Annotated in this window: 19 protein-coding genes and 1 pseudogene; 5 read left to right on the top strand and 15 right to left on the bottom strand. The window is 67.2% G+C overall.

Features of this window, described 5'->3' with window-relative positions; all coding sequences use genetic code 11:
- Positions 1-11: 11 nt before the first annotated feature.
- Positions 12-1,547 carry a CHAD domain-containing protein gene (locus tag ACN675_RS05390; protein ID WP_420749884.1) on the bottom strand — a complete coding sequence of 512 codons (1,536 nt, stop codon included), beginning with the start codon at positions 1,545-1,547 and terminating at the stop codon, positions 12-14.
- Between the two features lie 196 nt (positions 1,548-1,743).
- Between ACN675_RS05390 and ACN675_RS05385 the strand changes: the two genes are divergently transcribed.
- The gene (locus tag ACN675_RS05385) at positions 1,744-2,391 is read left to right on the top strand and encodes a flavodoxin domain-containing protein (RefSeq protein WP_420749883.1); all 648 of its coding nucleotides are present in this window, start codon (positions 1,744-1,746) and stop codon (positions 2,389-2,391) included.
- Positions 2,392-2,399: 8 nt separating this feature from the next.
- Here the strand turns inward: ACN675_RS05385 and ACN675_RS05380 are convergent, their stop codons facing one another.
- Positions 2,400-2,906, bottom strand: a complete 507-nt coding sequence (locus ACN675_RS05380; RefSeq protein ID WP_420749882.1) for an SRPBCC family protein — start codon at positions 2,904-2,906, stop codon at positions 2,400-2,402.
- A 56-nt stretch (positions 2,907-2,962) separates the two neighbouring features.
- Positions 2,963-3,856, bottom strand: a complete 894-nt coding sequence (locus ACN675_RS05375; RefSeq protein WP_420749881.1) for a pseudouridine synthase — start codon at positions 3,854-3,856, stop codon at positions 2,963-2,965.
- Between the two features lie 298 nt (positions 3,857-4,154).
- Between ACN675_RS05375 and ACN675_RS05370 the strand changes: the two genes are divergently transcribed.
- Together ACN675_RS05370 and ACN675_RS05365 are read left to right on the top strand one after the other, a co-directional pair.
- Positions 4,155-5,126: an alpha/beta hydrolase gene (locus tag ACN675_RS05370; protein ID WP_420749921.1), complete on the top strand. Its 972-nt coding sequence runs from the start codon at positions 4,155-4,157 to the stop codon at positions 5,124-5,126.
- Positions 5,116-5,988 (top strand): oxidoreductase, encoded by an 873-nt coding sequence (locus tag ACN675_RS05365; protein ID WP_420749880.1) that lies wholly within the window; start codon positions 5,116-5,118, stop codon positions 5,986-5,988. Before ACN675_RS05370 ends, ACN675_RS05365 begins: the two co-directional genes overlap by 11 nt.
- Positions 5,989-6,071: 83 nt before the next feature.
- Here the strand turns inward: ACN675_RS05365 and ACN675_RS05360 are convergent.
- The 3 genes and pseudogenes from ACN675_RS05360 to ACN675_RS05350 form a co-directional block, all read right to left on the bottom strand.
- Positions 6,072-7,453, bottom strand: a pseudogene (locus ACN675_RS05360) (NAD-dependent succinate-semialdehyde dehydrogenase).
- 58 nt (positions 7,454-7,511) lie between these two features.
- Entirely contained in the window at positions 7,512-8,270 is a 759-nt protein-coding gene (locus tag ACN675_RS05355; protein WP_420749879.1) for an alpha/beta hydrolase, read from the bottom strand.
- Positions 8,271-8,297: 27 nt separating this feature from the next.
- Complete coding sequence (locus ACN675_RS05350) at positions 8,298-8,450, bottom strand: hypothetical protein (protein WP_420749878.1); 153 nt, start codon at positions 8,448-8,450, stop codon at positions 8,298-8,300.
- A gap of 297 nt (positions 8,451-8,747) precedes the next feature.
- On the opposite strand from ACN675_RS05350, the gene ACN675_RS05345 reads away from it, so the two are divergent.
- Complete coding sequence (locus tag ACN675_RS05345) at positions 8,748-9,803, top strand: alcohol dehydrogenase (RefSeq protein ID WP_420749877.1); 1,056 nt, start codon at positions 8,748-8,750, stop codon at positions 9,801-9,803.
- Between the two features lie 10 nt (positions 9,804-9,813).
- A complete protein-coding gene (locus tag ACN675_RS05340; protein ID WP_420749876.1) occupies positions 9,814-11,622 on the top strand; it encodes a helix-turn-helix domain-containing protein in 1,809 nt (602 codons plus the stop codon).
- 154 nt (positions 11,623-11,776) lie between these two features.
- Here ACN675_RS05340 and ACN675_RS05335 read toward each other — a convergent pair whose 3' ends face one another.
- The 9 genes from ACN675_RS05335 to fabG form a co-directional block, all read right to left on the bottom strand.
- The gene (locus ACN675_RS05335) at positions 11,777-13,141 is read right to left on the bottom strand and encodes an MFS transporter (protein ID WP_420749875.1); all 1,365 of its coding nucleotides are present in this window, start codon (positions 13,139-13,141) and stop codon (positions 11,777-11,779) included.
- Positions 13,142-13,170: 29 nt separating this feature from the next.
- On the bottom strand, positions 13,171-14,754 hold the full coding sequence (locus ACN675_RS05330; protein WP_420749874.1) for a long-chain-fatty-acid--CoA ligase: 1,584 nt from the start codon (positions 14,752-14,754) through the stop codon (positions 13,171-13,173).
- Positions 14,751-15,548 (bottom strand): esterase/lipase family protein, encoded by a 798-nt coding sequence (locus tag ACN675_RS05325; RefSeq protein ID WP_420749873.1) that lies wholly within the window; start codon positions 15,546-15,548, stop codon positions 14,751-14,753. The genes ACN675_RS05330 and ACN675_RS05325 overlap by 4 nt, the downstream gene beginning before the upstream one ends.
- Positions 15,545-16,627 (bottom strand): alpha/beta fold hydrolase, encoded by a 1,083-nt coding sequence (locus tag ACN675_RS05320; protein ID WP_420749872.1) that lies wholly within the window; start codon positions 16,625-16,627, stop codon positions 15,545-15,547. The genes ACN675_RS05325 and ACN675_RS05320 overlap by 4 nt, the downstream gene beginning before the upstream one ends.
- Entirely contained in the window at positions 16,624-16,932 is a 309-nt protein-coding gene (locus ACN675_RS05315; protein ID WP_420749871.1) for a hypothetical protein, read from the bottom strand. The genes ACN675_RS05320 and ACN675_RS05315 overlap by 4 nt, the downstream gene beginning before the upstream one ends.
- Positions 16,933-17,057: 125 nt before the next feature.
- The gene (locus tag ACN675_RS05310) at positions 17,058-18,683 is read right to left on the bottom strand and encodes a flavin-containing monooxygenase (protein ID WP_420749870.1); all 1,626 of its coding nucleotides are present in this window, start codon (positions 18,681-18,683) and stop codon (positions 17,058-17,060) included.
- A gap of 335 nt (positions 18,684-19,018) precedes the next feature.
- Positions 19,019-19,810 (bottom strand): NAD(P)-binding domain-containing protein, encoded by a 792-nt coding sequence (locus ACN675_RS05305; protein ID WP_420749869.1) that lies wholly within the window; start codon positions 19,808-19,810, stop codon positions 19,019-19,021.
- A 73-nt stretch (positions 19,811-19,883) separates the two neighbouring features.
- Positions 19,884-20,309: a carboxymuconolactone decarboxylase family protein gene (locus tag ACN675_RS05300; RefSeq protein WP_231610343.1), complete on the bottom strand. Its 426-nt coding sequence runs from the start codon at positions 20,307-20,309 to the stop codon at positions 19,884-19,886.
- Between the two features lie 155 nt (positions 20,310-20,464).
- Positions 20,465-21,193 carry a 3-oxoacyl-ACP reductase FabG gene (gene fabG, locus ACN675_RS05295; protein WP_420749868.1) on the bottom strand — a complete coding sequence of 243 codons (729 nt, stop codon included), beginning with the start codon at positions 21,191-21,193 and terminating at the stop codon, positions 20,465-20,467.
- Positions 21,194-21,210: the final 17 nt, after the last annotated feature.

Here is a 21,210-nt window from a genome sequence, read left to right as displayed (position 1 = left end):
TCCCGGATGGTTCACTTCCACAACGGTTTCGCCGCGCGCAGTGCTTCCTTCCACGCGTCCTCGAGGTGCACCGCCTGGGCTTCGCCCAGCAGAGCCTCGCGGTGGTACGCGATGCCGAGGCCGAAGCTGGACTCGGCGGCGTGTCCCTGCTCGGACACGATATCGAGCAGGTGTTCGCGCGCGACCACCGAATCCTGGAATTCGCCGAGGAGATCCTGGAACGCGTCGAAGTGATCGAGTGCCTTGCCCGCACGCTTGGGATGCAGAGGACGGATCACCTCGATCGCATAGCGCATCCGTTTGGCGCCCTTGCGGGCCCGGTGCATCCGGGCGTCGCGCTCCTCGGGTGTGTCCGCACGACGGACGGCACGGACCCGCTTCGAGACCTTCTCCGCGAGCTGTTCGAGCGAGCCCGTCAGATCACCGGCCTTGGCCTTACGGACCTTGCGGGACGTCTGCGGTGCGGTCGCCAGTCCCGCGATCAGGGCGTCGAGTGCGAGCAACATCTGCAGGTAACGATCGGAATCGAGGGCCGCGACCGCCTCGATTCCCGCGATTTCCGACTGCCTCGAGAAGTACTCGTCGATGCGGGCCTTGGCGGGTTCCCGGTGCGATTCCACCGGGATCTCGGCGACCCGGTCGAGCAGCCGCTCCCACTGCACCTCGAGGTCGCGGGACGGGCTGAGGCGGCGGCCGAGCCACCGCAGTTCGTCGACCACCGACTCGTCGAGGCCGAGATCGCCGGCGTAGGTCTGCAGGGCGCTGCGCGCGCGGCGTGCGGCCTTGCGCATGCTGTGCACCGAGTCGGGGGCCTCGCGCCGCACCGCGATGTCGGTGAGCTCGAGTTCGCGCAGTTCGGTGGCCAGATAGTCGCGCAGGTACCCGGCCGGGCCACCCACCTTCGGTTCGTCGGGAATCAGATCACCGAGAACCCGGTGCAGTTTGGACGGGCTCGGCGAGCGCTCGATGCCTTCCGCGGTGAGCCGGTCGTCGACGGCGTCGAGCAGGCTCGCGCCGCCCTGCCCGGTGCCGTTGCGGCCGAGTTCGACCTCGATCTCGCGCCACTGCACCTGCGCGTCGTCGGCTCCGCGGACCGCGACGACGTCGTCGACGACGATCTCGGCGAGCACCGTCTCGCCCGGTCCTTTCGCGCGGATGCGCCGGCGGGAGGTGGTGAGCAGGGCGGCGAGTTCGACGGCTTGATCGCGTCGCACACCGCGCAGCAGGCCGAGCAGTTCGGCCGGTGGTGTGCCGGTGTCGTCGCCGAGCGGGAAACGCAGTTCGGTTCGGGTGTCGAGGCCGGATGGCAGTTTCAGATGCCAGCCGGCGTCGTCGCCGCCCTCGCGCCGGCGCAGGGTGATCCCGGCGCGGAGCAGCCGCAGATCCCGCGTGTCGTAGTACTGCGCGGCCAGTTCGATGCGTTCGTCGGCGAGAGCTTCGACGCCCGGCAATCCGGACAGGTCGGGAAGAGTCAGATCCGTGTCGGCGGTGTACTTGCGTTCGGTTTCCTCCACCGCCTCGATCCCAGACGGGTTCGTGGTCGCCACCCGGTCCTCCTATTCCCTGCGGGCTCGGCTGCCGGGATCGGCAGCTCTGCCGCCCACATTGCCACCGTATGTGGGGAATGTCCCGAACAGAACGGCTATTTCGTGTCGCACGCCCGTTGGGTAGAGACTTTGGACCCTGTTTTGCGATGAGATGGCATGGTGATCATGGAAGGACGCAGGTGCTCTGGAGGCTTGGATGAGAATTCTGGTGTCGGCGGCGAGCAGACACGGTTCGACCGCGGAGATAGCCACAGCACTCGGAGCGGCCCTGCGCGACCGCGGTGCGCTGGTCGATGTCGTCGAACCACACGACGTGCGCGACATCTCGGGTTACGACGCGGTGGTGATCGGTAGCGCCGTCTACCGCGGGCGCTGGCTGCGCCCGGCCAAGGACTTCGTCGACGCGCACGCCAAAGAGCTCCGTCGGCGGCCGGTGTTCCTCTTCTCGTCCGGACCGATCGCGGATCAGGACCGGCCGGTCAACAGCCCGTACGACGTGTTCACCGTCCGCCACCGTACGGGTGCACGCGAACATCGCATGTTCGCCGGGAAACTCGACCCCGAGGGGCTGAGCGTCGGCGAACGGATGCACGTGCGGATGTCCGGCGGCAGGGTCGGCGACTTCCGTGACTGGGACGCCGTCGGCGGATGGGCGGGAACGATCGTCGACGCTGTGGCCGACGAAAAGGCGGTGTCCGAGGACGAGCCGCGACCCGACGTCGAGACGTCACCCGGCGCGGCGGCCGGGAGCGACGACGCCGGATCCGAGGCGGCAGGTTCGTCCACCGTCGACCCCGACACCGTCGGCACCGAGGGCGGACGGAGCGCCGAGCCGGGGCGATGACGGGCAGGTCAACCCGCGGGGTTCCGGTAGTGCTCGGCGAGTTCGGCCGCGCGATCCCACGGTGACCAGTCGATCGGACGTCCCTCCAGCTGCGCTTCGAGGACCTCGAAGCCGGCGTGCCATCCGGCTCCGTGCGCGTAGGCGTCTTCCTCGTCGTCGGTGGTGTGGGTCAGCGTCAGGTAGCAACCGCCGCTGCCGTCCGGGACCAGTTCCCAGTGCAGGACGTCCGCGTCCCACATGAATTCGAGGACCCGGGCCGGGCGGACCGCGATCACAGTTCCCTGGGAGGTGTGGTCGGCGGGAACCGCGAATCGGCGGATCTGCTCATCGGTCGCGGAGAACTGCAGTTGGGCGCCGGGCTCGAGAACCAGATTCACCCGGGCCGGGAACCACGTGGCGAGTAGATCCGGGTCGGTGATCGCACGCCAGACCTGTTCCGGCGGTTGGGGGAACGCGCGTTCGAAACGCAGGGCCACCCGGCCGTCGTAGGTACGGGAAACGGTGCCGATATCCATGGGATCCTCCAAGACATGAGCCCGTGTCATCAGCGGGGTCCTGGTGTGCTGTCCCTCTATGCTGCCAGGTTTCGTCGGCTCGCGAAGTATCTCCGGCTACCCGAAAATGGATCGTCGAATTCGATCTTGCGCGCCAACAACTGCAACGGTTGTGAAAAGTCTTGTGGCGCAACGTTTTGTACTGTCGGATAGAGCGGATCGCCGAGGATCGGAATTCCGAGCGAATTCATGTGCACGCGCAGCTGGTGGGTCTTTCCGGTCCGCGGCAGCAGCCGATAGCGGGCGATCGCGCCCTCGGAGTCGAGCATCTCGACGCGGCTGATCGCGTTGATCTCGCCGGGTACCTCCCGCGCCTGCAGTACCCCGGGCCGCTTCTCGATCCGGCTGCGGACCTCCCGCGGGAACGTGAGGCCGTCCGTGACGGGAGCGAGCGCCTCGTATTCCTTGTGCACGCGCTGCTCCGCGAACAACGACTGGTAGGGCCGCCGCGCCCCGGCGTGGACGGTGAACACCAGTACGCCGGCGGTGAGGCGGTCCAGCCGGTGAGCGGGACTCAGTTCCGGCAGATCCAGTTCTCGCCGCAGCCGCACCAGTGCAGTCTCGGTGATCCACCCACCGCGCGGCATGGTGGCCAGAAAATGCGGTTTGTCCACTACGAGCAGATGCTCGTCGCGGTGCAGCACGTCGACGGTGAATGGCACCGGCACCTCGGGCGGCGGGTCGCGGTACAGGAAGACGAACTCGCGCGGGGCGAACGGAGAGAGGTCGGTGATCTTGGTGCCGTCACCGGTCACCACCTCGCCGAGTGCGACTTTCTCGCGCAGGCGCTCGGCATCGTGCGGAAACCGTGCCAGCAGGTACTCGAGCACCGTCGTCCATTCCCCGGCGTCGGGCAGGCGCAGCCTGGACGGGTTCAGGCCGTCGCGGACGGGGAGCGGGGCGATGGGCACATCGCCACGGTAGTGGCCGCGCCGGACCCCACCCGGCGACCGGTCACCGAGGCCGGCGAAAAACCGGGTCCCAACCGCGACATTTCGGTATCCCGCAGGTCACGGATCGGTCCTAACCGAGAGGAATGGAGACCGTGACGATACGCTGAGACGCCGGTAACGGATATGTAAGAGTGACCGACAGACATCCAGGCGTCTCTACCGGGGCGCCGTGGCCTGCCGCTGTGACGCGAGTGTGGCCGGTGTCCACTACGGGACACGCAGACACACAGGGGAGCTTGGTGTGACAACTTCTTCGATGACCACGAGGCGGCCGAGGGGGGTGCGCGCGCTGGTCCGGATGCTGGTGGCGGCCGTCATCCTGCCGCTTGCCGTTGCGTTCGTCGGCGTCGGGACGGCCTCGGCCGACCCGTACAGCCGCTTCACCGAGGACTGGGTACCCGCGCCCGGCGGCGTCGGACAGATCAAGGTCCGCATCTGGTTCGCGAACAACGGCAGCAACAAGGCCGTCTACCTGCTCGACGGCCTCCGCGCCACCGACGACGTCAGCGGCTGGGAGCACGAGACCAACGCCGCCTGGCTGGCCGACAACGGCATCAATGTCGTCATGCCGGTCGGTGGCCAGTCCAGCTTCTACGCCGACTGGTACAGCCCCAGCAACCTCAACGGGCAGCCCTACACGTACAAGTGGGAGAGCTTCCTCACGCAGAACCTGCCCGACCACCTGTCGCGGTACGGCATCAGCCGCAGCAGCAACGCGGTCGTCGGCCTGTCGATGGGTGGCAACGCGGCCCTGATCCTCGCCGCCTACCACCGCGACCAGTTCACGTTCGCCGGTTCGATGTCCGGCTACCTGAACCTCTCCGCGCCCGGGATGCGCGAGGCGATCCGCCTCGCGATGCTCGACGCCGGCGGCTACAACGCCGACGCGATGTGGGGACCGCCGTGGAACCCGGCGTGGCTGCGCCACGACCCGTTCGTCGCCGCACCGCAGTTGCGCGGCCTGCCGATGTGGATCTCCGCGGCCGGCGGCGTCCCCGGCGAGCACGACCGTCCGAACTCCCTGATCGGGGCGTTCAACACCGGCAATGCGATGGGCCTCGAGGCTCTGGCGCGCGCCCAGAACCGGGCCTTCCAGGTTCGCCTCGCGACCCTGGGTATCGACACGGCGCACTTCTCGTTCCCGGTCCAGGGCACCCACACGTGGGGTTACTGGCAGGACGAGCTGTGGGCGATGCTGCCGATGATGAAGAGCGCGATTGGCGCCTGAGGTCCCGTCGCTGCGTGGCCGCACCTTCGTGGTGACCGGGGCCACCAGCGGCGTCGGGGAAGCCACCGCCCGGGCACTCGGGGCGGCAGGGGCGCAGGTGGTGCTCGCCGGCCGCAACGTGGCGAAAGGGCAGGACATCGCCGGACAGATCGGGCCGAACGCGACGGTGCGACGGCTCGATCTGTCCGACCTCGCGTCGGTACGCGAGTTCGCCGCCGGCATCGGGGAGACCTACGAGAAGATCGATGTGCTCGTCAACAACGCCGGGGTGATGGCGGTGCCCTTGGAGCGGACCGCCGACGGTTTCGAGATGCAGGTGGGCACGAATCACTTCGGGCACTTCGCGCTGACCGGGCTGCTGCTCGGCCGGATCACCGACCGGGTCGTGACGGTCTCGAGTGCCGCCCACCGTCTCGGGCGCGTCGATCTCGACGACCTGAACTGGGAGCGCCGCCGGTACAGCCGTGCCGGTGGCTATGCGCAGTCGAAGCTCGCGAACCTGCTGTTCAGCTTCGAACTGGAGCGACGGCTCGCGGCCGGCGGTTCGCCGGTGCGGGCGATCGCCGCGCATCCGGGCTATGCGGCCACCGAGGTCGGCAGCAACACCGGCACCTGGTTCGACCGCCTCTTCGGTTTCGGCAAGAAGTTCCTGCAGCGCACTCCGGCGCAGGGCGCCGAATCGGTCGTGTACGCCGCGACCCGGCCGGAGTTGCGTGGCGGGTACGTCGGCCCGGACGGGTTCCTCGGGTTGTACGGATCGCCGCACGTCGCGTCGGCGTCGTCTCGGGCCCGCGACCCGGAGACCGCCCGTCGGCTGTGGGAGCTGTCCGAACAGCTGACCGGGGTCCGCTTCGAGCTCTGATCGGCACCATCGCAACGTGCGAAATCGGCGATGCGGTCGTTCCAGGAAACTCCGGAACGACCGCATCGCCGCATTCGTGTGCCCTACCGCTTCACGCCAGGGTTCCTGACGAGCTTCTTGTTGGCGAATTCCGCGAATCCGAACCGGGACAGCTCACGGCCGAATCCGGAACGCTTGACCCCACCGAACGGGAGATCCGGTGAACTCTTGCTGGTGCTGTTGATCCACACCATCCCGGTTTCGAGTTCGCTCGCCGCACGGTCCGCCTTCTCCGGGTCCGACGTGAACACACTCGATGCGAGACCGAACGGCGAATCGTTGGCGGCCTCGATCGCAGCGTCGAGTGAACCGACGCGGTGGACGACCGCGACCGGCCCGAACAGCTCCTCGTAGTACGCGCGCATCCCGGGAGCGACATCGACCAGGACCGTCGGCGGGTAGTACGCACCGTCCCCGTCCGGACGTTCACCGCCGGTCAGCGCCCGAGCACCGTTCGAGACCGCGTCCTGCACGAGTTCGTCGAGATCGTCGACCGCCGACGGGACGACAGCGGGCCGAGTTTCGTCCCTGGATCGGACGGGTCGCCGGGCTGCCAATCGGCCATCGCGGCAAGGAATTTCTGCACGAACTCGTCGTAGACCGGCTCCTCCACGAAGAACCGCTTCGACGCCGTGCACGCCTGCCCGCCGTTGGCGAACCGGCCGACTGCGGCTGCAGCGGCGGCCGCATCGATGTCCGCATCGCGCAGCACGATGAAAGGATCCGAACCCCCGAGCTCGAGCACGCACTTCTTCATGTGCCGACCCGCAACCTCACCCACGGCAGAGCCGGCCTTCTCGGATCCGGTCAGCGAGACACCCTGGACCCGCGGATCGGCGATCGCGTCCGCAACCTGAGCGGACGAGATGAACGCATTGGCGTACACGCCCTCCGGCAGACCGGCCTCGGCGAAGACGCGTTCGATCGCCAGCGCGGACTGCGGGCAGTTACGCGCGTGCTTGAGGACGATCGTGTTGCCCAGCGCGAGGTTCGGCGCCGCGAACCGAGCCACCTGGTAATAGGGATAGTTCCACGGCATCACACCGACCAGCGGCCCGATCGGTTCCGTACGAACCACCGCCGAGCCGGAGCCCGCGATGTCGAGTGGTTCGTCGGCCATGAACTCCTCGGCGTGGTCGGCGTAGTACCGATAGATGGATGCGACCAGGGCGACCTCGCCCTTGGCCTGCGCGATCGGCTTGCCCATCTCCAGCGTGAGAAGGCGGGCCAGCTCGTCGGCCTGCTCCTGGTAGATCTCGGCGACGCGAGCCAGGACGGCGCGCCGCTTCTCGAGAGGCGTGGCGCGCCACTCGCGGTAGGCGGCGGCACTGCGCGCGATGAGATCCTTCAGTTCGGCATCCGAGATCTCCGGGTACTGCGCGAGCTGTTCCCCGGTGGCGGGGTCGATGGTGGTGTAGACACCCATGTTTTCCTCCTGCTGATCGACGATGCGGGAGTACTCCGCGCGGTTCCGAGGAGACCCGTCACTTGCGCCGGTACCAGGCGGCGAGCTTCGCGAGTTCGGCGTCGACGAGGGCCGAGCGACCGGCCAGGAACGGGTACACGTGCTGCTGTCCCTCACCGATGGACAGGGTCACGTCGACACCGGCGGACTCGGCACGCTCCTGGAGACGGGTCGCGTTGTCGAGGAGCGACTCGACGCTGCCGGCCGTGACGAACAGCCGGGGGAACCCCGTGAAGTCGGCGTACAGCGGGTTCGCCAGGGGCGTGGTGGGATCGATCGTGTCGCCGAGAACACCGGCGATCATGCCTGCGAGCAGCTCCGGCGTGATGAGAGCGTCGGTGGCGTCGTTGGTGACGAGGGTTTCGCCCTTGTTCTCCATGTCGAGCCACGGCGAGAAGGCGATGACCGACCCCGGGCCCTGCTTACCCTGCTGCAGGAGCGCGAGCGCGATGGAGATCGCGAGGTTGCCGCCGGCCGAATCACCGATTGTGGTGACGTCCTGCGGCGCGATCCCGTCCGCGACCAGCGCGTCGAAGACCGCGACACCGTCCTCGATCTGTGCGGGATGCCCGAACTCGGGGGCCCGGCGGTAGTCGAGGACGAAGCTGACGACACCGAGAGCCTTGGCGACGTGACCTGCGAGTTTGCGGTGGCTGGACGCCGACCCGACAGCGAAGCCGCCGCCGTGCGTGTAGAGCAGGACCTTGGATGCGTCCGCGCCCTGCGGCAGGCACCAGATGCCGGGAACGCCACCGACGGTGTCCTCGCGGTAGGTCACGCCCTCGGGTTCGACGGTCGGCTGGTGTCACTCGTCGAAGAGGGAACGCAGCAGACGCACCGACAGCTCCGGGTTGGCCGCCATGATCTCCGACCAATCGGCGTAGAGGTCGCGCAGCACGTCCCGGTCCTCGACGCTGCCCGCTGCGATTCCGGTCTGTTCGGAAACATTGCTGGTCATGGAATTTCCTTCTGTGAGTATCGGAGTTTTCCCGGTGCAGGGACGAACGACGTCACCTACCGGTGTGGTCTTCGGTCGCGGCGACCTCGGGTGTGATGGCCGACACGACTCCGTGCTTCCCACGCTAGAGAGGCGTCCCGCACCACAGCTGTTCCGATTTGAAACAGTCGGCCTGCGGGCCCGATCGATACTGTGCGAGTACTCGATAAACGAGATGTTCGGTATCGGATGCACGTCTACGCGGTGGTGCATCGTCGAGCAATCTGCCGATCGCCACATCGAACGGAGCCCATCCCCATGCACGTCTTCGCCGTCATGCCCGACGACCCCACGATTCACGACCTCGAGGTGCCCACTCCGGATCCCGAGGGCAAGCAGGTGCTGCTGAAGGTCCTCCGGGCCGGCGTCTGCCACACCGACACCCACCTGCGAGCCGGTGGGTACGACCTCGGCAGCCGCGGAAAGATGAGCCTGAAGGAACGCGGCATCGAATACCCCATGGTGCTCGGCCACGAAGTGGTCGGAGTCGTCGAGAAGGTGGGCGACGAAGTCGGGTCGGTGCAAGTGGGCGATGTGCGCCTGATCTACCCGTGGATCGGCTGCGGCACCTGCCGTCAGTGCCGTGAAGGTCACGACAATCGTTGTGCCGCAGGGAAAAACCTGGGTGTCGCCCGGCACGGCGGATACGCCGAGAGCATCCTCGTGCCCGACGAGAAGTACCTCGTGGACATCGACGGTCTCGATCCGAGCTGGGCCGCCACCATGGCGTGCTCCGGCCTGACCGCCTACAGTGCCGTGGACAAGATCCTTCCCCTCGATCCCGACGAACCCGTGGTGATCTTCGGAGCCGGAGGACTCGGCCTGACGGCCATCGCGATCCTGCGGTCGCGCGGACACCGCAACATCTGCGCCGTCGACGTCGCCGACCGGAATCTCGAGTCCGCCCGCGCCATGGGGGCCACCAACACGTTCAATCCGGGAACGGGCGATGCCGCGGCGCTTCGCGAGGCCGTCGGTGCGCCGGCCGGGGCGGTCGTGGACTTCGTCAACAACGGTGCCACGGCCACCTCGGCATTCGAGATCCTGGTCAAGGGCGGAATCATGGTTCAGGTCGGGCTCTTCGGCGGCGAGGTCACCGTCCCGACCGCGCTGCTGGCACTCCGCATGATCCGCATCGAGGGAAGTTTCGTAGGAACTCTCTCGCAGATGAAGGAACTCGTGCGATTGGCGCAACGCGGGGAGGTTCCCACCATCCCCGTCGTCGAACGGCCGCTGTCGGCAACCGAGGTGTCCGGTGCCCTGGACGATCTCACCGCGGGGGCAGTCACTGGACGCATCGTCCTGAGGGCCTGACAATGGAGTGATGCCAGTGGAAGGGTCGCGGCGCCAGGACGAGGTGAGGAACGCCCTCGAGCGCATGCTCGAGGAGGGCCTCCTCCGGGCCTCCGTGCCGGAATCCCTTGTTGCGGCGGAGATCGAGCAGAGCTGGCGTCGCTCCATCTCGAACCGGGTCGACCCCGGAGCCGAACCGCTCGTCCTCGGAGAGATCGACCCGGACAGCGCCATCCTGCGCGCGGCAGGTCGCGTCCTGGACCAGTGGCAGAACAACCTCACCCAGTCGCGATTGGCGCTGCTGCTCGCCGACGAGAACGGCCGCATCATGTCCCGCCGGATCGTCGACGCCGAGGATGCGCAAATCCTGGATCAGGCCAACGCAATCGAGGGTTTCGACTTCTCCGAGCAGGCCCTGGGCACGAACGGCCTCGGCACTCCCATCGAAGCTCGCGACGTCGTATTCGTCCGTGGCAGCGAACATTTCAACGACAATCTGGCGAGTCTGGCGTGCGCCGGAGCTCCCATCAAGCACCCCGTCACCGGGCGGATGGTCGGATCGCTCGCCTTCGCGTCCCACATCGACGTCTCGAGCCCGCTGATGGTGGCGATGGCCCGGCAGGCCGGACAGCAGATCGCCGAAGCGCTCGAGAGCATGGCCGATTCCCGCGACCTGGAGTTGGCACGTGTGTACCGCCGCTTCCGTGCGGGTCGGCGATCGGTGTTGGTGATGAGTTCGGACACCGTGATGACGGATCTGCCGTCTCTCGCACACCTGGATGCGGAAGCGCACGCCGTGTTGTGGGAGAAACTGCGAGCCCATCGTTGGGGCGACGACGCCCTGCGCCTGGAACTCCCCACGCTCGGAACCGAGGCGCTGGTGCGGCGTCTGGGCCGCGACGAACACGACGCAATCTTCGCTCTCGAGTTCGTGACTCCCGGTGCGGCCGAACCGATGCCCACCGATCTCGGTGCACGCCCGAGGGGTGGGAGCATCCCGGTCATCGGCGGCACGTCCGACGGACTGATCGCCACCCGCCGGCCCACGGAGTCCGCATACGAACGGGTGCGTCGTCAGCTCACCGCCGTGGCGGGCCCGGATGGATTCATCCACCTCGTCGGCGCCCCCGGGGTCGGCAAGCGCTTCCAGGCCACGACGTGGCTTCGCGAACGAACCGGCCGGGACCCTGCGGTGTTCACCCGGCCCGACCTCTCCGAGAACAGCAGCTTCTGGGACGCCGCCGGCGAAGTCCTGCGCGAGGGCAGGGGTGTCGTCGTCGATGCCGACGATGTCGGACACGAAAGTCGCACGCGCCTCGCGGACTTCGCTCGGGACCGGGGCTCCGAAGCTGCGAACGGTGCCTTGGTGATTCTCACCGAGCGCGGTGGCTCCCAGGACGACTCGACACCCATGTCCGTGCGTGTCCCCTCGCTCGCGGAGTTGCGCGACGAGTTGCCGTCCGTCATCCGCGAGGTCGCTGCCGCCCGCTTCCCCGGTACACCGCCGCGATTCTCGCCCGTCGCGCTCCGTTGCCTGCTGGCCTGGCGCTGGCCGGGAAACGTCGCAGAGCTGGTCCGGTTGCTGGCGTCCCTGCCACCGGCACAGGAAGGCGGGTTCGTCCAGGCGAAGGACCTCCCACCCTCCATGTGCGATACCACCCGTTCCACGATGAGCCGCTACGAGCAGGCCGAACGTGAGGCGATCATCGGCGCACTGCGCGACGCCGAAGGCAACAAGTCGCGCGCTGCGGAGATCCTCGGCATAGGCCGGACCACGCTGTATCGCAAGATGCGGACCTTGAAGATCGACGACGAACAGCTGAGCACGTTCGGCCCCTGACGCCCGGGCATCTCCGGCAGGTGTCCGCCCCGGGCATTGCCGTAGAGCCCGAGAACCTCCGAGCGGATGTGGCTCTTTCGACAATCCACACCCCGCTCGGAGGTTCTCTTCACCTCGAGCCGGTACACCGCAACCACGCCCCGGCCGGGTAGACCTAGGTGGCCGCCGACAGCGCCGGCTCGGCGGAACTCGGGTTCGGGGATTCGTCGGTGCGGTCGGGACCGTCCGTCCCGGCCCGGACCTTCGGAATCAGCACCGTCAGGACGACTCCCAGCAGTGCGAAGCCTGCGAGGACATAGAACACCGCGTCCACCCCGAGCCCGGCGGCCAGGAACAGGCCACCCAGCAGCGGGCCGCTGACGCCGCCGAGCCTGCCGAAGCCCGCAGCCCACGCGACGGCAGCACCGCGCATCCGGGTGGGGAAGTAGTTCGCCACCAATCCGTACACCAGAATCGACGTTCCGGTGGTGCCGAAGCCGACGACGGCGACGAAGAACAGCAGGACGGGAAGCGGCAGGTTCAGGGTCATCAGGGCGACGAAGGTCGCGCCGATGAAGAAGCCCGTGGCCACAACAGGTTTCGGCCCGAATCGGTCGGCGCACCGCGAGCCGGCGACCGCGCCCAGGATTGCACCTCCACTGAGCACGAGGAGGAAGGCCAGCGATCCCTTGGTGTTGAACCCCGACTTCTCCATCAACACCGGCAACCACGTGTTGAGGTAGTAGTTGAGGAACTGTCCGAGGGCGCTGATCGATCCCACCACGATCGTCGAGAACAGGAATCCGCGCCCGACCAGGCCGGCGAAACCCACCCGCTCGGTCTTCGCCGGCGGCGCGAGGCTGTCGGGCATCGGCACACCGGTTCGCGCGGAGACCGCGCGGGCCTCGTCGATCCGGCCGCGGGCGACCAGCCACTGCACCGACTCGGGCATCTTCACGATCGCCAGGGGCAGCAGCGTGACGATCGGCAGTGCTCCGACCATGAACAGCCCTCGCCAGCCGATGGATTCCAGCAGAAGGATCGCGAGAAGGGCGCCCAGCAGGCTCCCCAGCGGCACGCCGGAGTAGGTGATCGCACTGTAGAGGTTCTTCTTGCCCGGCGGGGCGATCTCGGTCACCAGGGTCGCGGTCGTCGCGATGAGTGCCCCGATGCCGAGGCCGGTGACGAAGCGCATCGCACCGAAGGTGGTGGTCGTCGTCATCAGTGCGGTGACGAACATGCCGATGGAGAACCATGCGTAGGAGATGAGCATGACCTTGCGACGTCCCAGCACGTCGCCGACGGCGCCGGCGAGCAAGGCGCCGAACATCATTCCCAGCAGCGCGTAGCTGCCGAGCGTGCCCGCGAGCGCGGGCGTGACCTCACCGATGTGACTCGGGTCGTCGAGGAAGGTGGACACCACCGCGCCGTAGGCGACGAGGTCGTAGCCGTCGAAGATCAATCCGACGGTGGCGAGGGACACGACCCACGCGACGGTTCGTCTGCGTCGAGTGTCCGGATCGATTGTTGTCGAAGTCATTCGGTTCTCCGATGGGGGAGCAGGTTTCGTCATGTGGTCGGCGCGGCGGCCGGTTCGGTGTGCCGGTGGCGCCCGTTCGGGTCGGACGGCCGGTCGCCTCGATCCCGACCGGAGGGCGCGGAATTCCCCAGAAGCTCTGCGGGGAAGTCGATCTCGCGCTTGAGGATCTTGCCGGTGCTTCCCTTGGGAAGCCTGTCGACCAGCCAGACGTGGCGCGGATACTTGTAGGCGGCCACGCGGGTCCTGACGTACTCGCGGAGTTCGTCGGGTGTCGCGGCGGCACCGGCACGCAAGGTGATCGCGGCGGCGACCTCCTCACCGTGCGTCGCGTGAGGCATACCGATGACCGCGGCCTCGCGCACTGCAGGATGCTCGTAGAGCACTTCTTCGATCTCGCGCGGGTAGATGTTGTACCCGCCCCGAATGATGATGTCCTTCTTGCGGTCGACGACGAAGTAGAAGCCGTCGTCGTCGCGGACGGCCATGTCACCGGTATGGAACCAGCCGTCGACGATCGCCGCCGCGGTCGCGTCCGGGCGGTTCCAGTAGCCCTTCATCACGTTGTGCCCCCGAATGACGATCTCGCCGACCTCACCGGACGGGACCTCGGCGCCGTTCCTGTCCACCACCTTCATGTCGACACCGTCGATGGGCAGTCCGATCGAGCCGGGCTTCGTGTGGCCGAGCCGGTTGAAGGTGGCGGTCGGCGACGTCTCGGTCAGACCGTAACCCTCGAGAATCGGGGCGCCGAAGGTCTCCTCGAAGCCGTTCAGAACCTCGACCGGCAATGCGGCACCACCGGAGACGCACATGCGCAGACTCGACGTGTCGACCTGCCCGAGATCGGTGTGGAGCAGGGCGACATACATCGTGGGAACGCCCTCGAACACGGTCACCCCGTGTCGCTCGATGAGCTGCAGAACCTTCGCAGCGTCGAACCGCTGTACCAGCGACACACTCGCGCCCGCCAGGGTGGAGGCGTTCAGTGCGTTGCTCTGCCCGAACGCATGGAAGAACGGCAGGCACCCCGCCACCACGTCGCCGGGCCCGAAATCGAACATGTCGACGAACGTGACGGCGTTGCGACGCAGATTCGCGTGGGTGAGCTGGGCACCCTTCGGGGTGCCGGTCGTGCCCGAGGTGTAGAGGATGACTGCCGTATCGTCCTCCTCACGCGGAGCGACGTCCTCGGCGGCCGGCCACTCCGCGACGGCCGCGACGGTCTCCTCGTCGACGACGACGGTCTCGGTTCCGGTCGCTGCGGCAGCGGACTCCGCCTCGGCCGTCACCGTGCTCCACACCAACGCGAGCACGGCACCGGAATCGCGGAAATGGTGCTCGAGTTCGCGGGCCTTGAGCAGCGGGTTCATCGGCACGACCGTCGCGCCGGCACGAAGAACGCCGTAGTAGAGAACCGGGAATGCCAGAACGTTCGGCAGTGCGATCGCGACACGGTCGCCCGGCAGGACTCCTCGGGCCCGGAGGCGCGCTGCGGCGCGCGCGGTCAGGGCGTCGAGTTCTGCATAGGTGACGACGACGTCGTCGACACGAAGGGCGGGCCGATCCGGATATCGGCGCGCGGACTCGGTGAGGATATGAGCGAGGTTCGTCATGACAGGCTTTCGGGTGCGGGACTTTCGGGTGCTGGGTAGGCCATCGCCAGCAGCGGCGGCGGCCGGAACGGGGTCCACCTGCCGACGGGCTGGGCGAGACGGTCCGCGACGGCCCACAACGCTGCCGGGTGACGGATGATCCCGATGTGGCTGGCCAGGACGGCGATGTTCTCCGCACGCTCGGACGGCTCGTCGAGGCAGGCACGCCAGGCGACGACGCCGTCGAGCGGGCTGTAGATCGACGTCGCAGGGACCGGGAGCGGACCCTTGCCCCGTTCGAGCGGAACGTCCAACGGCTCGATGTGCTCGTGGGCGTAGGAATGGAACAGCCGGTTGGCGCGGCTCTGCTCGTGCCGGGCCAGACGGATCGGGCTGCCCAGCGTGATGACCTGCCGGACGGCGTCCGGAGTGCGACGAGCCAGCTGGCGGGCGTAGATACCCCCGAGACTCCACCCGATGACCGTGACCGGCTGCTGGAACCGGTTGGTCAGGTAGTCCAGCCGTGCCCGCATACCGTGCACCGCCTTGCCGGTGGGGCCGATGTTGCGGCCGAGCCTCCACCCGTAGGTCCGGTATCCGAGTCCCCGGAGCACGAAATGCATCGTCGCCGCGGACATGTCGGTTCCGTGCAGGCGGGGCAGGATGAGCACGGGATGGTTGTCTCCACGCGGAAGTGTGGCGAACAGGGGTGCCGCGCACGCGAGGAGCGCCCCGTCGAGGGCCGCTCGCGGGTACTCGGTGTAGTGGAGCAGATCACCCGGTGCCGACATACCTCGTTGCGAGGTGCTGGTCATGTGATGGTCTCGCTTCGTCGGAGGAGGAATTCGATGATGGCGGGGATGGTCTTCTTCGCCGCGGTCCGGCCCACGAGCACCCCCACGTGCCCGCCCTCGAGCCGCAACTCGTGTTTGTCGGACGAGCCGACCAGATCGATGAGCGGGGCGGCGGACGCCTCCGGCACGATGTGGTCGCGGTCGCCCAGCACCGTCAGGAACGGCACCGTGATGTCGGAGAGGTGGACCCGGTCTCCGCCGAGGACGATCGTGTCGTCGACGAGCGCGTTGGTCCGGGTCATCTCCGCCAATTGCCGTGCGACCCCACCGGGGAGCGGAACGTGATCGGTGGCCCAACCGATCATCGCCTGATAGGCCGTGACGTAGTCGTCGTTCCACAGCTTGTCGAACAAGTCGACGTACCGGGTGATCTGCGTGGTCGGCTTCAGAATCTGGAACGCCTGGTGGACCACCCGCGGCGGCACGTTGCCGTCGACATCGAGCAGTTTCTCGACATCCTGCTCGACCGTGCCGAGCACGCTGGTCAACGGTCCCAGTTGCTGCAGGTCGATCGGCGCGGACACGACGGTCAGGCTGCGCAGCGGCGCGTCGCGATGATGGGCGGCATAGAGCAGGGACAGGACGCTGCCGAAGCAGTAACCGAGCATGTTGACCTGATCGGTTCCAGAGATGCGGCGCACCTCTTCGACCGCGGCGGGAATGTAGTCGTCGACATAGTCCTCCAACCGGTTCGCCGCGTCGCGCTCGTCGGGAACCCCCCAATCCAGCAGGTACACATCGAATCCGGCGTCCACGAGCTGCTCGATGAAGCTGTTGCCCTTCTGCAGATCCAGGATGTAACTACGCGAGAACAGGCCGAAGACGATCAGGAGCGGGGGCGAGACCCGCACGTCGTCGTTGCGGTACCGCCACAGTTCGGTGCGACCGTGGCGCCACACCACATCCTTGGGCGTCGTCCCCACCTCGGGTCGTGAGATTCCCGCCGCCATACGAATTCCGTTGCGTGCCCGGAGCACGGAACGTTCGAGCTCCCGGCCCACACGGCCGACGATGCCCGGTGCTTCGACGTCGATCGTCATCGTCCATCACTCCCTGTTCGAGCGGTGTCGCGCTGCTCGAGCTGCAGCGACAGCCGCCGCACGTCCCGGTCCAACGCCCCGAGCTGTGCGTGCATCCGATGCAGGTCGCTGCCGGCCGGCAGATTGACCAGGTGCCACACCGTCGCGGCGAGACCGTTCAGGCCATCGCCCACGGCACGCCGGATACCGAAAACGGTGGCGGTGACTGCCGCGAACCGATCGCTGCGCACCAACGCTTCGGCCGGCGGCGCGACGATTCGTTCGGCGAAGTCGTACGGCGCTCTCCAGCTTGGCAATCCGATCATCGATATCCCTCGTTGCGCATGAAAACCCCCTCCGGTCCGATCCCTGTCGAACCCCGGCGATGTGTGCATCCGACCGCTGGGGTGCCGCCGATCGGCGGCACCCCTCCCTCCGTGCGGTCGGCAGGTCAGACCGTCACCGGGACAGCGGACTTCAGCTCGAAGCCGCGGTACCCGTCGGCGACGACCCCGGAGAGAACGCCGCGGTAGTTGCCCAGCCCGCCCAGGTAGAACAGAACGCTCGGCTTCTTGCCCGGAATGTTCGCGCCGAAGATCCACGAGTTGCCTCGGGTGAACAGCGTGGCGTTCGCGATCTCCGTGCAGGTCTCGGTCCACTCCTCCTCGGCCTCCGGCGAGGGCTCGACGGCGCGGATGCCGTTGCGCTCGGCGTACTCGACGGTGTCGCTGATCCACTCGACCTGCGTCTCGATGGTCGGCGGCAGGTTCGTGAACGGGCCGTTGGGTCCGAGGACCATGAACCAGTTGGGGAAGTTCGCGGTCGTGACACCCAGGTAGCTCGTCGGCTGACCGTTCCAGTGGTCGTTGATGTGCAGGCCGTCCCGGCCACGGATCTCGATGCGGCGGTAGTTGCCGTCCACCGCGTCGAATCCGGTGGCGAAGACGAGCACGTCGAGTTCGTGCAGCACGCCGTCCTCGGTCACGACGCCCTTCGCGGTGACCTCGCGGATCGGGTTCTCCTTGATCGCGACGGCCTCGACGTTCGGCCGGTTGTACACCTCGTAGTAGCCGCTGTCGCACAGCGGACGCTTGGCGAACAGACCGGTCGGCATCAGCTTGCGGGCGGTCTCCGGATCCTCGATGATCTCCGCGACCTTGCTGCGGATGAACGATGCGGCGGCTTCGTTGGCGGCCTCGTCGGTGGCGATGTCGCCGAAGGTCCCGAACATGAAGCGGAAGCCGCCGCCGTGGTCCCAGGCCTCCTGGAAGATGCGGTTGCGCTCCTCCTCCGACACCGACATGGCCGGCAGGGTGGACTCCTCGAAGCCGAAGGCCACCGCGGACTTCTTGGCGCGGTCCCAGATGCCGTCGTAGTCGGCCTTGATCGCGTCGATCTGTTCCTTCGTGACCGGTCGGTTGCCGACCGGCACGGAGTACTGCGGGGTCCGGACGAACACGGTGAGGTGCTCGACCTCGGGGGCCAGGGCGGTGATGACCTGCTGGCCGGTGGATCCGGTGCCGATGACACCGACGCGACGGCCGGCGAGGCTCTTGCCCTCGGGCCAGGCCGCGGTGTGGATGGTCTCGCCCTCGAAGGTGTCCAGACCGGGCAGGTCGGGGAAGTTGATCGCGGAGAGCAGACCGACGGCGTTCACGACGTACTTGGCGCGGTAGACCTCACCCTTGTCGGTGGTGACCTCCCACAGGCTTTCGTCGTCCAGGTAGATCGCGGAGGTGACCTCGGTGCCGAACCGGAAGTGGCGGCGCAGGTCGAACCGCTCGACGACGCTCTCCAGGTACTCGAGGATCTCCGGCTGGGTGATGTAGGTGGTCTTCCAGGTGCCGTCCTGCAGCAGGTCGCGGTCGAACGAGAAGCGGTAGAGGTGGCTCTCGGTGTCGGAGAGGGCACCGGGGTAACGGTTCCAGTACCAGGTGCCACCGGGGCCTTCCGCCTTGTCGAAACCGACGGTGGTCAGCCCGAGTTCGTTGTGCAGCTTGTGCACGGCGTAGATGCCGCCGAATCCGGCGCCGATGACAACGGCGTCGACGAAGCTGGGTGCGATCTGTGCAGTCATGGAAATTGCCTTCGTTCGGTGCGATGAGATTGGTGTCGAATCCGACCCGAAGCGGAAAACCCCTGCGTTCCGCTTCCTGTGGCGTCTCCCGCCGTGTCGATCCCGTGTGACAGTCGACACGAGGTCTGTATTCGAAATTAGGCCTGTATTCCGGCACACAGCTGTTCCGATGTGAAACACATCCGGAACACCCTGTCGCGCCGACAGGTCTGCGCAGCACCGGACACGCGGAGAGGGGCCGGACGAGGAGCCAACCTCGTCCGACCCCTCTGCGCGGGGACATGTTCCCGGCGGGAAGCGACCCGCCCGGTGCTGTCGGTGTTATTCGTTCTCGGTCAACGATTTTCGGAACCGCTGGTCAGCAGTTCACGTGCTCGGAGAATGTTCGCCTCGACTTCGTCGCCGAGATCCACGGCGGGAAGCGAGCCGATTTCGCCGCGGAGCAACTCGACATCCTTGAGCAGCAGGTCGTACTGGACATCGGCGAGGTTGTCGCCCATCCAGCTCTGGCCGGTGGACACTCCGATCACGTCGAAGAGGTCCCGGGCTGCGACCCCCGACTGCTCGGCGACAGCGAGCATCCGTGCGGCGGCGGCCAGGTTGTAGGTGGCGAGGGTGTTGTTGAGCAGCTTCACGATGGCCGGCTGTCCGTAGGACTGCATGCGGAACACACGGCCGGAGATGTCCTCCAGCAGAGCGTTTTCGGCGTCGGTGGGAGCGGGTCCGGCGAGGAAGACGGTCATCGTGCCGTGGCGTGCACCCTGGGGGCCGCCCGACACGGGGGCCTCGAAGACACGCCAGCCGTCCGGGGCCGAGGGCAGGATCTTCCGGGCGTCCGCGGGCGCGAGCGTGGTGTGGACGAAGACGGTCAACGGCTGGGCGGTGTGGGCCGTCAGGGCCTCGAACACCGACGAGACCTGGTCTGCCAGCCGCACCGCGACATGGACACTGTCGACGGACGGCCAATCGACGTCCGCCAGGTCGCTACCGGCCGGCGACCCGGTCTCCTGCGACCACTCGCGGAGGCGATCCTGGTTGAAGTCGTAGCCGTACACCTTCCGGCCCAGCTCGGCGAGATGTGCGCCGACACTTCCGCCGATGGGCCCGAGTCCGATAACCAAGTGCATGAGGGTTTCCTAGAGATATTGAGTGGGTGGGGCGGCGATCCGCACGGACCCTGATGTGCCGCGGGATGTCGCCTCAGTTGGTGGGCGACTCGACCTCGAGGCCGCGCTCGGCCATGACTTCCTTGAGCAGGGTCAGGGCGTTGAGGACGCGCGGGAATCCGATGTAGGGGATGCACTGGATCAGAGCGCCGACGATCTTCTCCTTGGTCAGGCCCACATTGAAACCCACATTGATGTGCAGCTTCAGCTGCGGCTCGGTGCCCAGGGCGACCAACGTGGAGATGGTGACGAGCGTCTGCTCCTGCCGGCTCAGGCTCGTCCGGGAGTAGATGTCCCCGAACGCGAACGAGACGATGTAGTCGGGCAGCTCGGTGTCGAGATCCTTGTAGGACTCGACGAGCTTGGCGTGATCGAACGTGTTGGAGTGCTCGGTGGAGACGAGCCCCATCATGCGGTCGAGGCCTCGCTGGAAGCGTTCTGTGGTCATGTCTGTGGTCATGAGGTCGTCCTGTCGGCTCGCAGGACACGGTCGGTTCGCGTCCCGATGTGTTGTCGTCCGCCGCGGTGTCACCGATGTGACGGGCACCATGGCTACCGCTCCCACGCTAGAGCGACAGGCCGAAGTGACGGTGTTCCGATGTGGAACAGTCCGCTCTACATGTAGCGGCCGCCGGTGACCTCCGCGACGGTCCCGGTCATGTACGAGGACAGGTTCGACGCGTAGAAGAGGGCGACGGAAGCTATTTCGGACGGTTCGCCGGCCCGCTGCATGGGGATCTCGGACATCTTCTGGTCCCACGCCTTCTGTGGCATCGCTTCGGTCATCGCCGTGCGGATGAGACCGGGCTGAACGGCGTTGACCCGTACCCCGAGATGTGCGACCTCCTTGGCCGCCGCCTTCGTCAGGCCGACGATTCCGGCCTTGGCCGCGGAGTAGTTCGTCTGACCCACGAAACCGACCTTGCCGGAGATCGAGGACAGGTTGATGATCGATCCGCCGCCGTTCTCACGCATGATCCCGGCCGCCAGACGGGTGCCGTTCCAGCATCCGCGCAGGTGAACAGAGATCACGTCGTCGAACTGCTGTTCGGTCATCTTGCGCATCGTCGCGTCGCGGGTGATGCCGGCGTTGTTGACCATGATGTCGAGCGATCCGAACGATTCGACGGCAGCGTCGAGCAGACGGGCCACGTCGTCGGAGGAGACCACGTTGCAGCCGACGCCGAGCGCCTCGGTTCCGAGCGAAGCAGCAGCATCCTTCGCCTTCGCCTCGTCGAGGTCGCCGATCACGACCCGGGCGCCGTTGTCGGCGAACGTACGGGCGATCGCGTATCCGATCCCCTGAGCGCCTCCGGTGATCACCGCGGTGCGTCCTGACAGCATGAGAATCCCTTCGTTGT

This window comes from Rhodococcus sp. O3 (assembly GCF_048897285.1).
Taxonomy (GTDB): domain Bacteria; phylum Actinomycetota; class Actinomycetes; order Mycobacteriales; family Mycobacteriaceae; genus Rhodococcus.
Note: the sequence above shows the minus strand (reverse complement) of the source record. Positions and strands in the feature narration are given on the sequence as shown.

Excerpts from the sequence above, each read along its gene's own strand:
- ACN675_RS05385 (WP_420749883.1), top strand. The coding sequence starts at position 1,744 with ATGAGAATTCTGGTGTCGGCGGCGAGCAGACACGGTTCGACCGCGGAG.
- ACN675_RS05380 (WP_420749882.1), bottom strand. The coding sequence starts at position 2,906 with ATGGATATCGGCACCGTTTCCCGTACCTACGACGGCCGGGTGGCCCTG.
- ACN675_RS05370 (WP_420749921.1), top strand. The coding sequence starts at position 4,155 with ATGACCACGAGGCGGCCGAGGGGGGTGCGCGCGCTGGTCCGGATGCTG.
- ACN675_RS05350 (WP_420749878.1), bottom strand. The coding sequence starts at position 8,450 with ATGACCAGCAATGTTTCCGAACAGACCGGAATCGCAGCGGGCAGCGTC.
- ACN675_RS05345 (WP_420749877.1), top strand. The coding sequence starts at position 8,748 with ATGCACGTCTTCGCCGTCATGCCCGACGACCCCACGATTCACGACCTC.
- ACN675_RS05340 (WP_420749876.1), top strand. The coding sequence starts at position 9,814 with ATGCCAGTGGAAGGGTCGCGGCGCCAGGACGAGGTGAGGAACGCCCTC.
- ACN675_RS05335 (WP_420749875.1), bottom strand. The coding sequence starts at position 13,141 with ATGACTTCGACAACAATCGATCCGGACACTCGACGCAGACGAACCGTC.
- ACN675_RS05330 (WP_420749874.1), bottom strand. The coding sequence starts at position 14,754 with ATGACGAACCTCGCTCATATCCTCACCGAGTCCGCGCGCCGATATCCG.
- ACN675_RS05325 (WP_420749873.1), bottom strand. The coding sequence starts at position 15,548 with ATGACCAGCACCTCGCAACGAGGTATGTCGGCACCGGGTGATCTGCTC.
- ACN675_RS05320 (WP_420749872.1), bottom strand. The coding sequence starts at position 16,627 with ATGACGATCGACGTCGAAGCACCGGGCATCGTCGGCCGTGTGGGCCGG.
- ACN675_RS05315 (WP_420749871.1), bottom strand. The coding sequence starts at position 16,932 with ATGATCGGATTGCCAAGCTGGAGAGCGCCGTACGACTTCGCCGAACGA.
- ACN675_RS05310 (WP_420749870.1), bottom strand. The coding sequence starts at position 18,683 with ATGACTGCACAGATCGCACCCAGCTTCGTCGACGCCGTTGTCATCGGC.
- ACN675_RS05305 (WP_420749869.1), bottom strand. The coding sequence starts at position 19,810 with ATGCACTTGGTTATCGGACTCGGGCCCATCGGCGGAAGTGTCGGCGCA.
- ACN675_RS05300 (WP_231610343.1), bottom strand. The coding sequence starts at position 20,309 with ATGACCACAGACATGACCACAGAACGCTTCCAGCGAGGCCTCGACCGC.
- fabG (WP_420749868.1), bottom strand. The coding sequence starts at position 21,193 with ATGCTGTCAGGACGCACCGCGGTGATCACCGGAGGCGCTCAGGGGATC.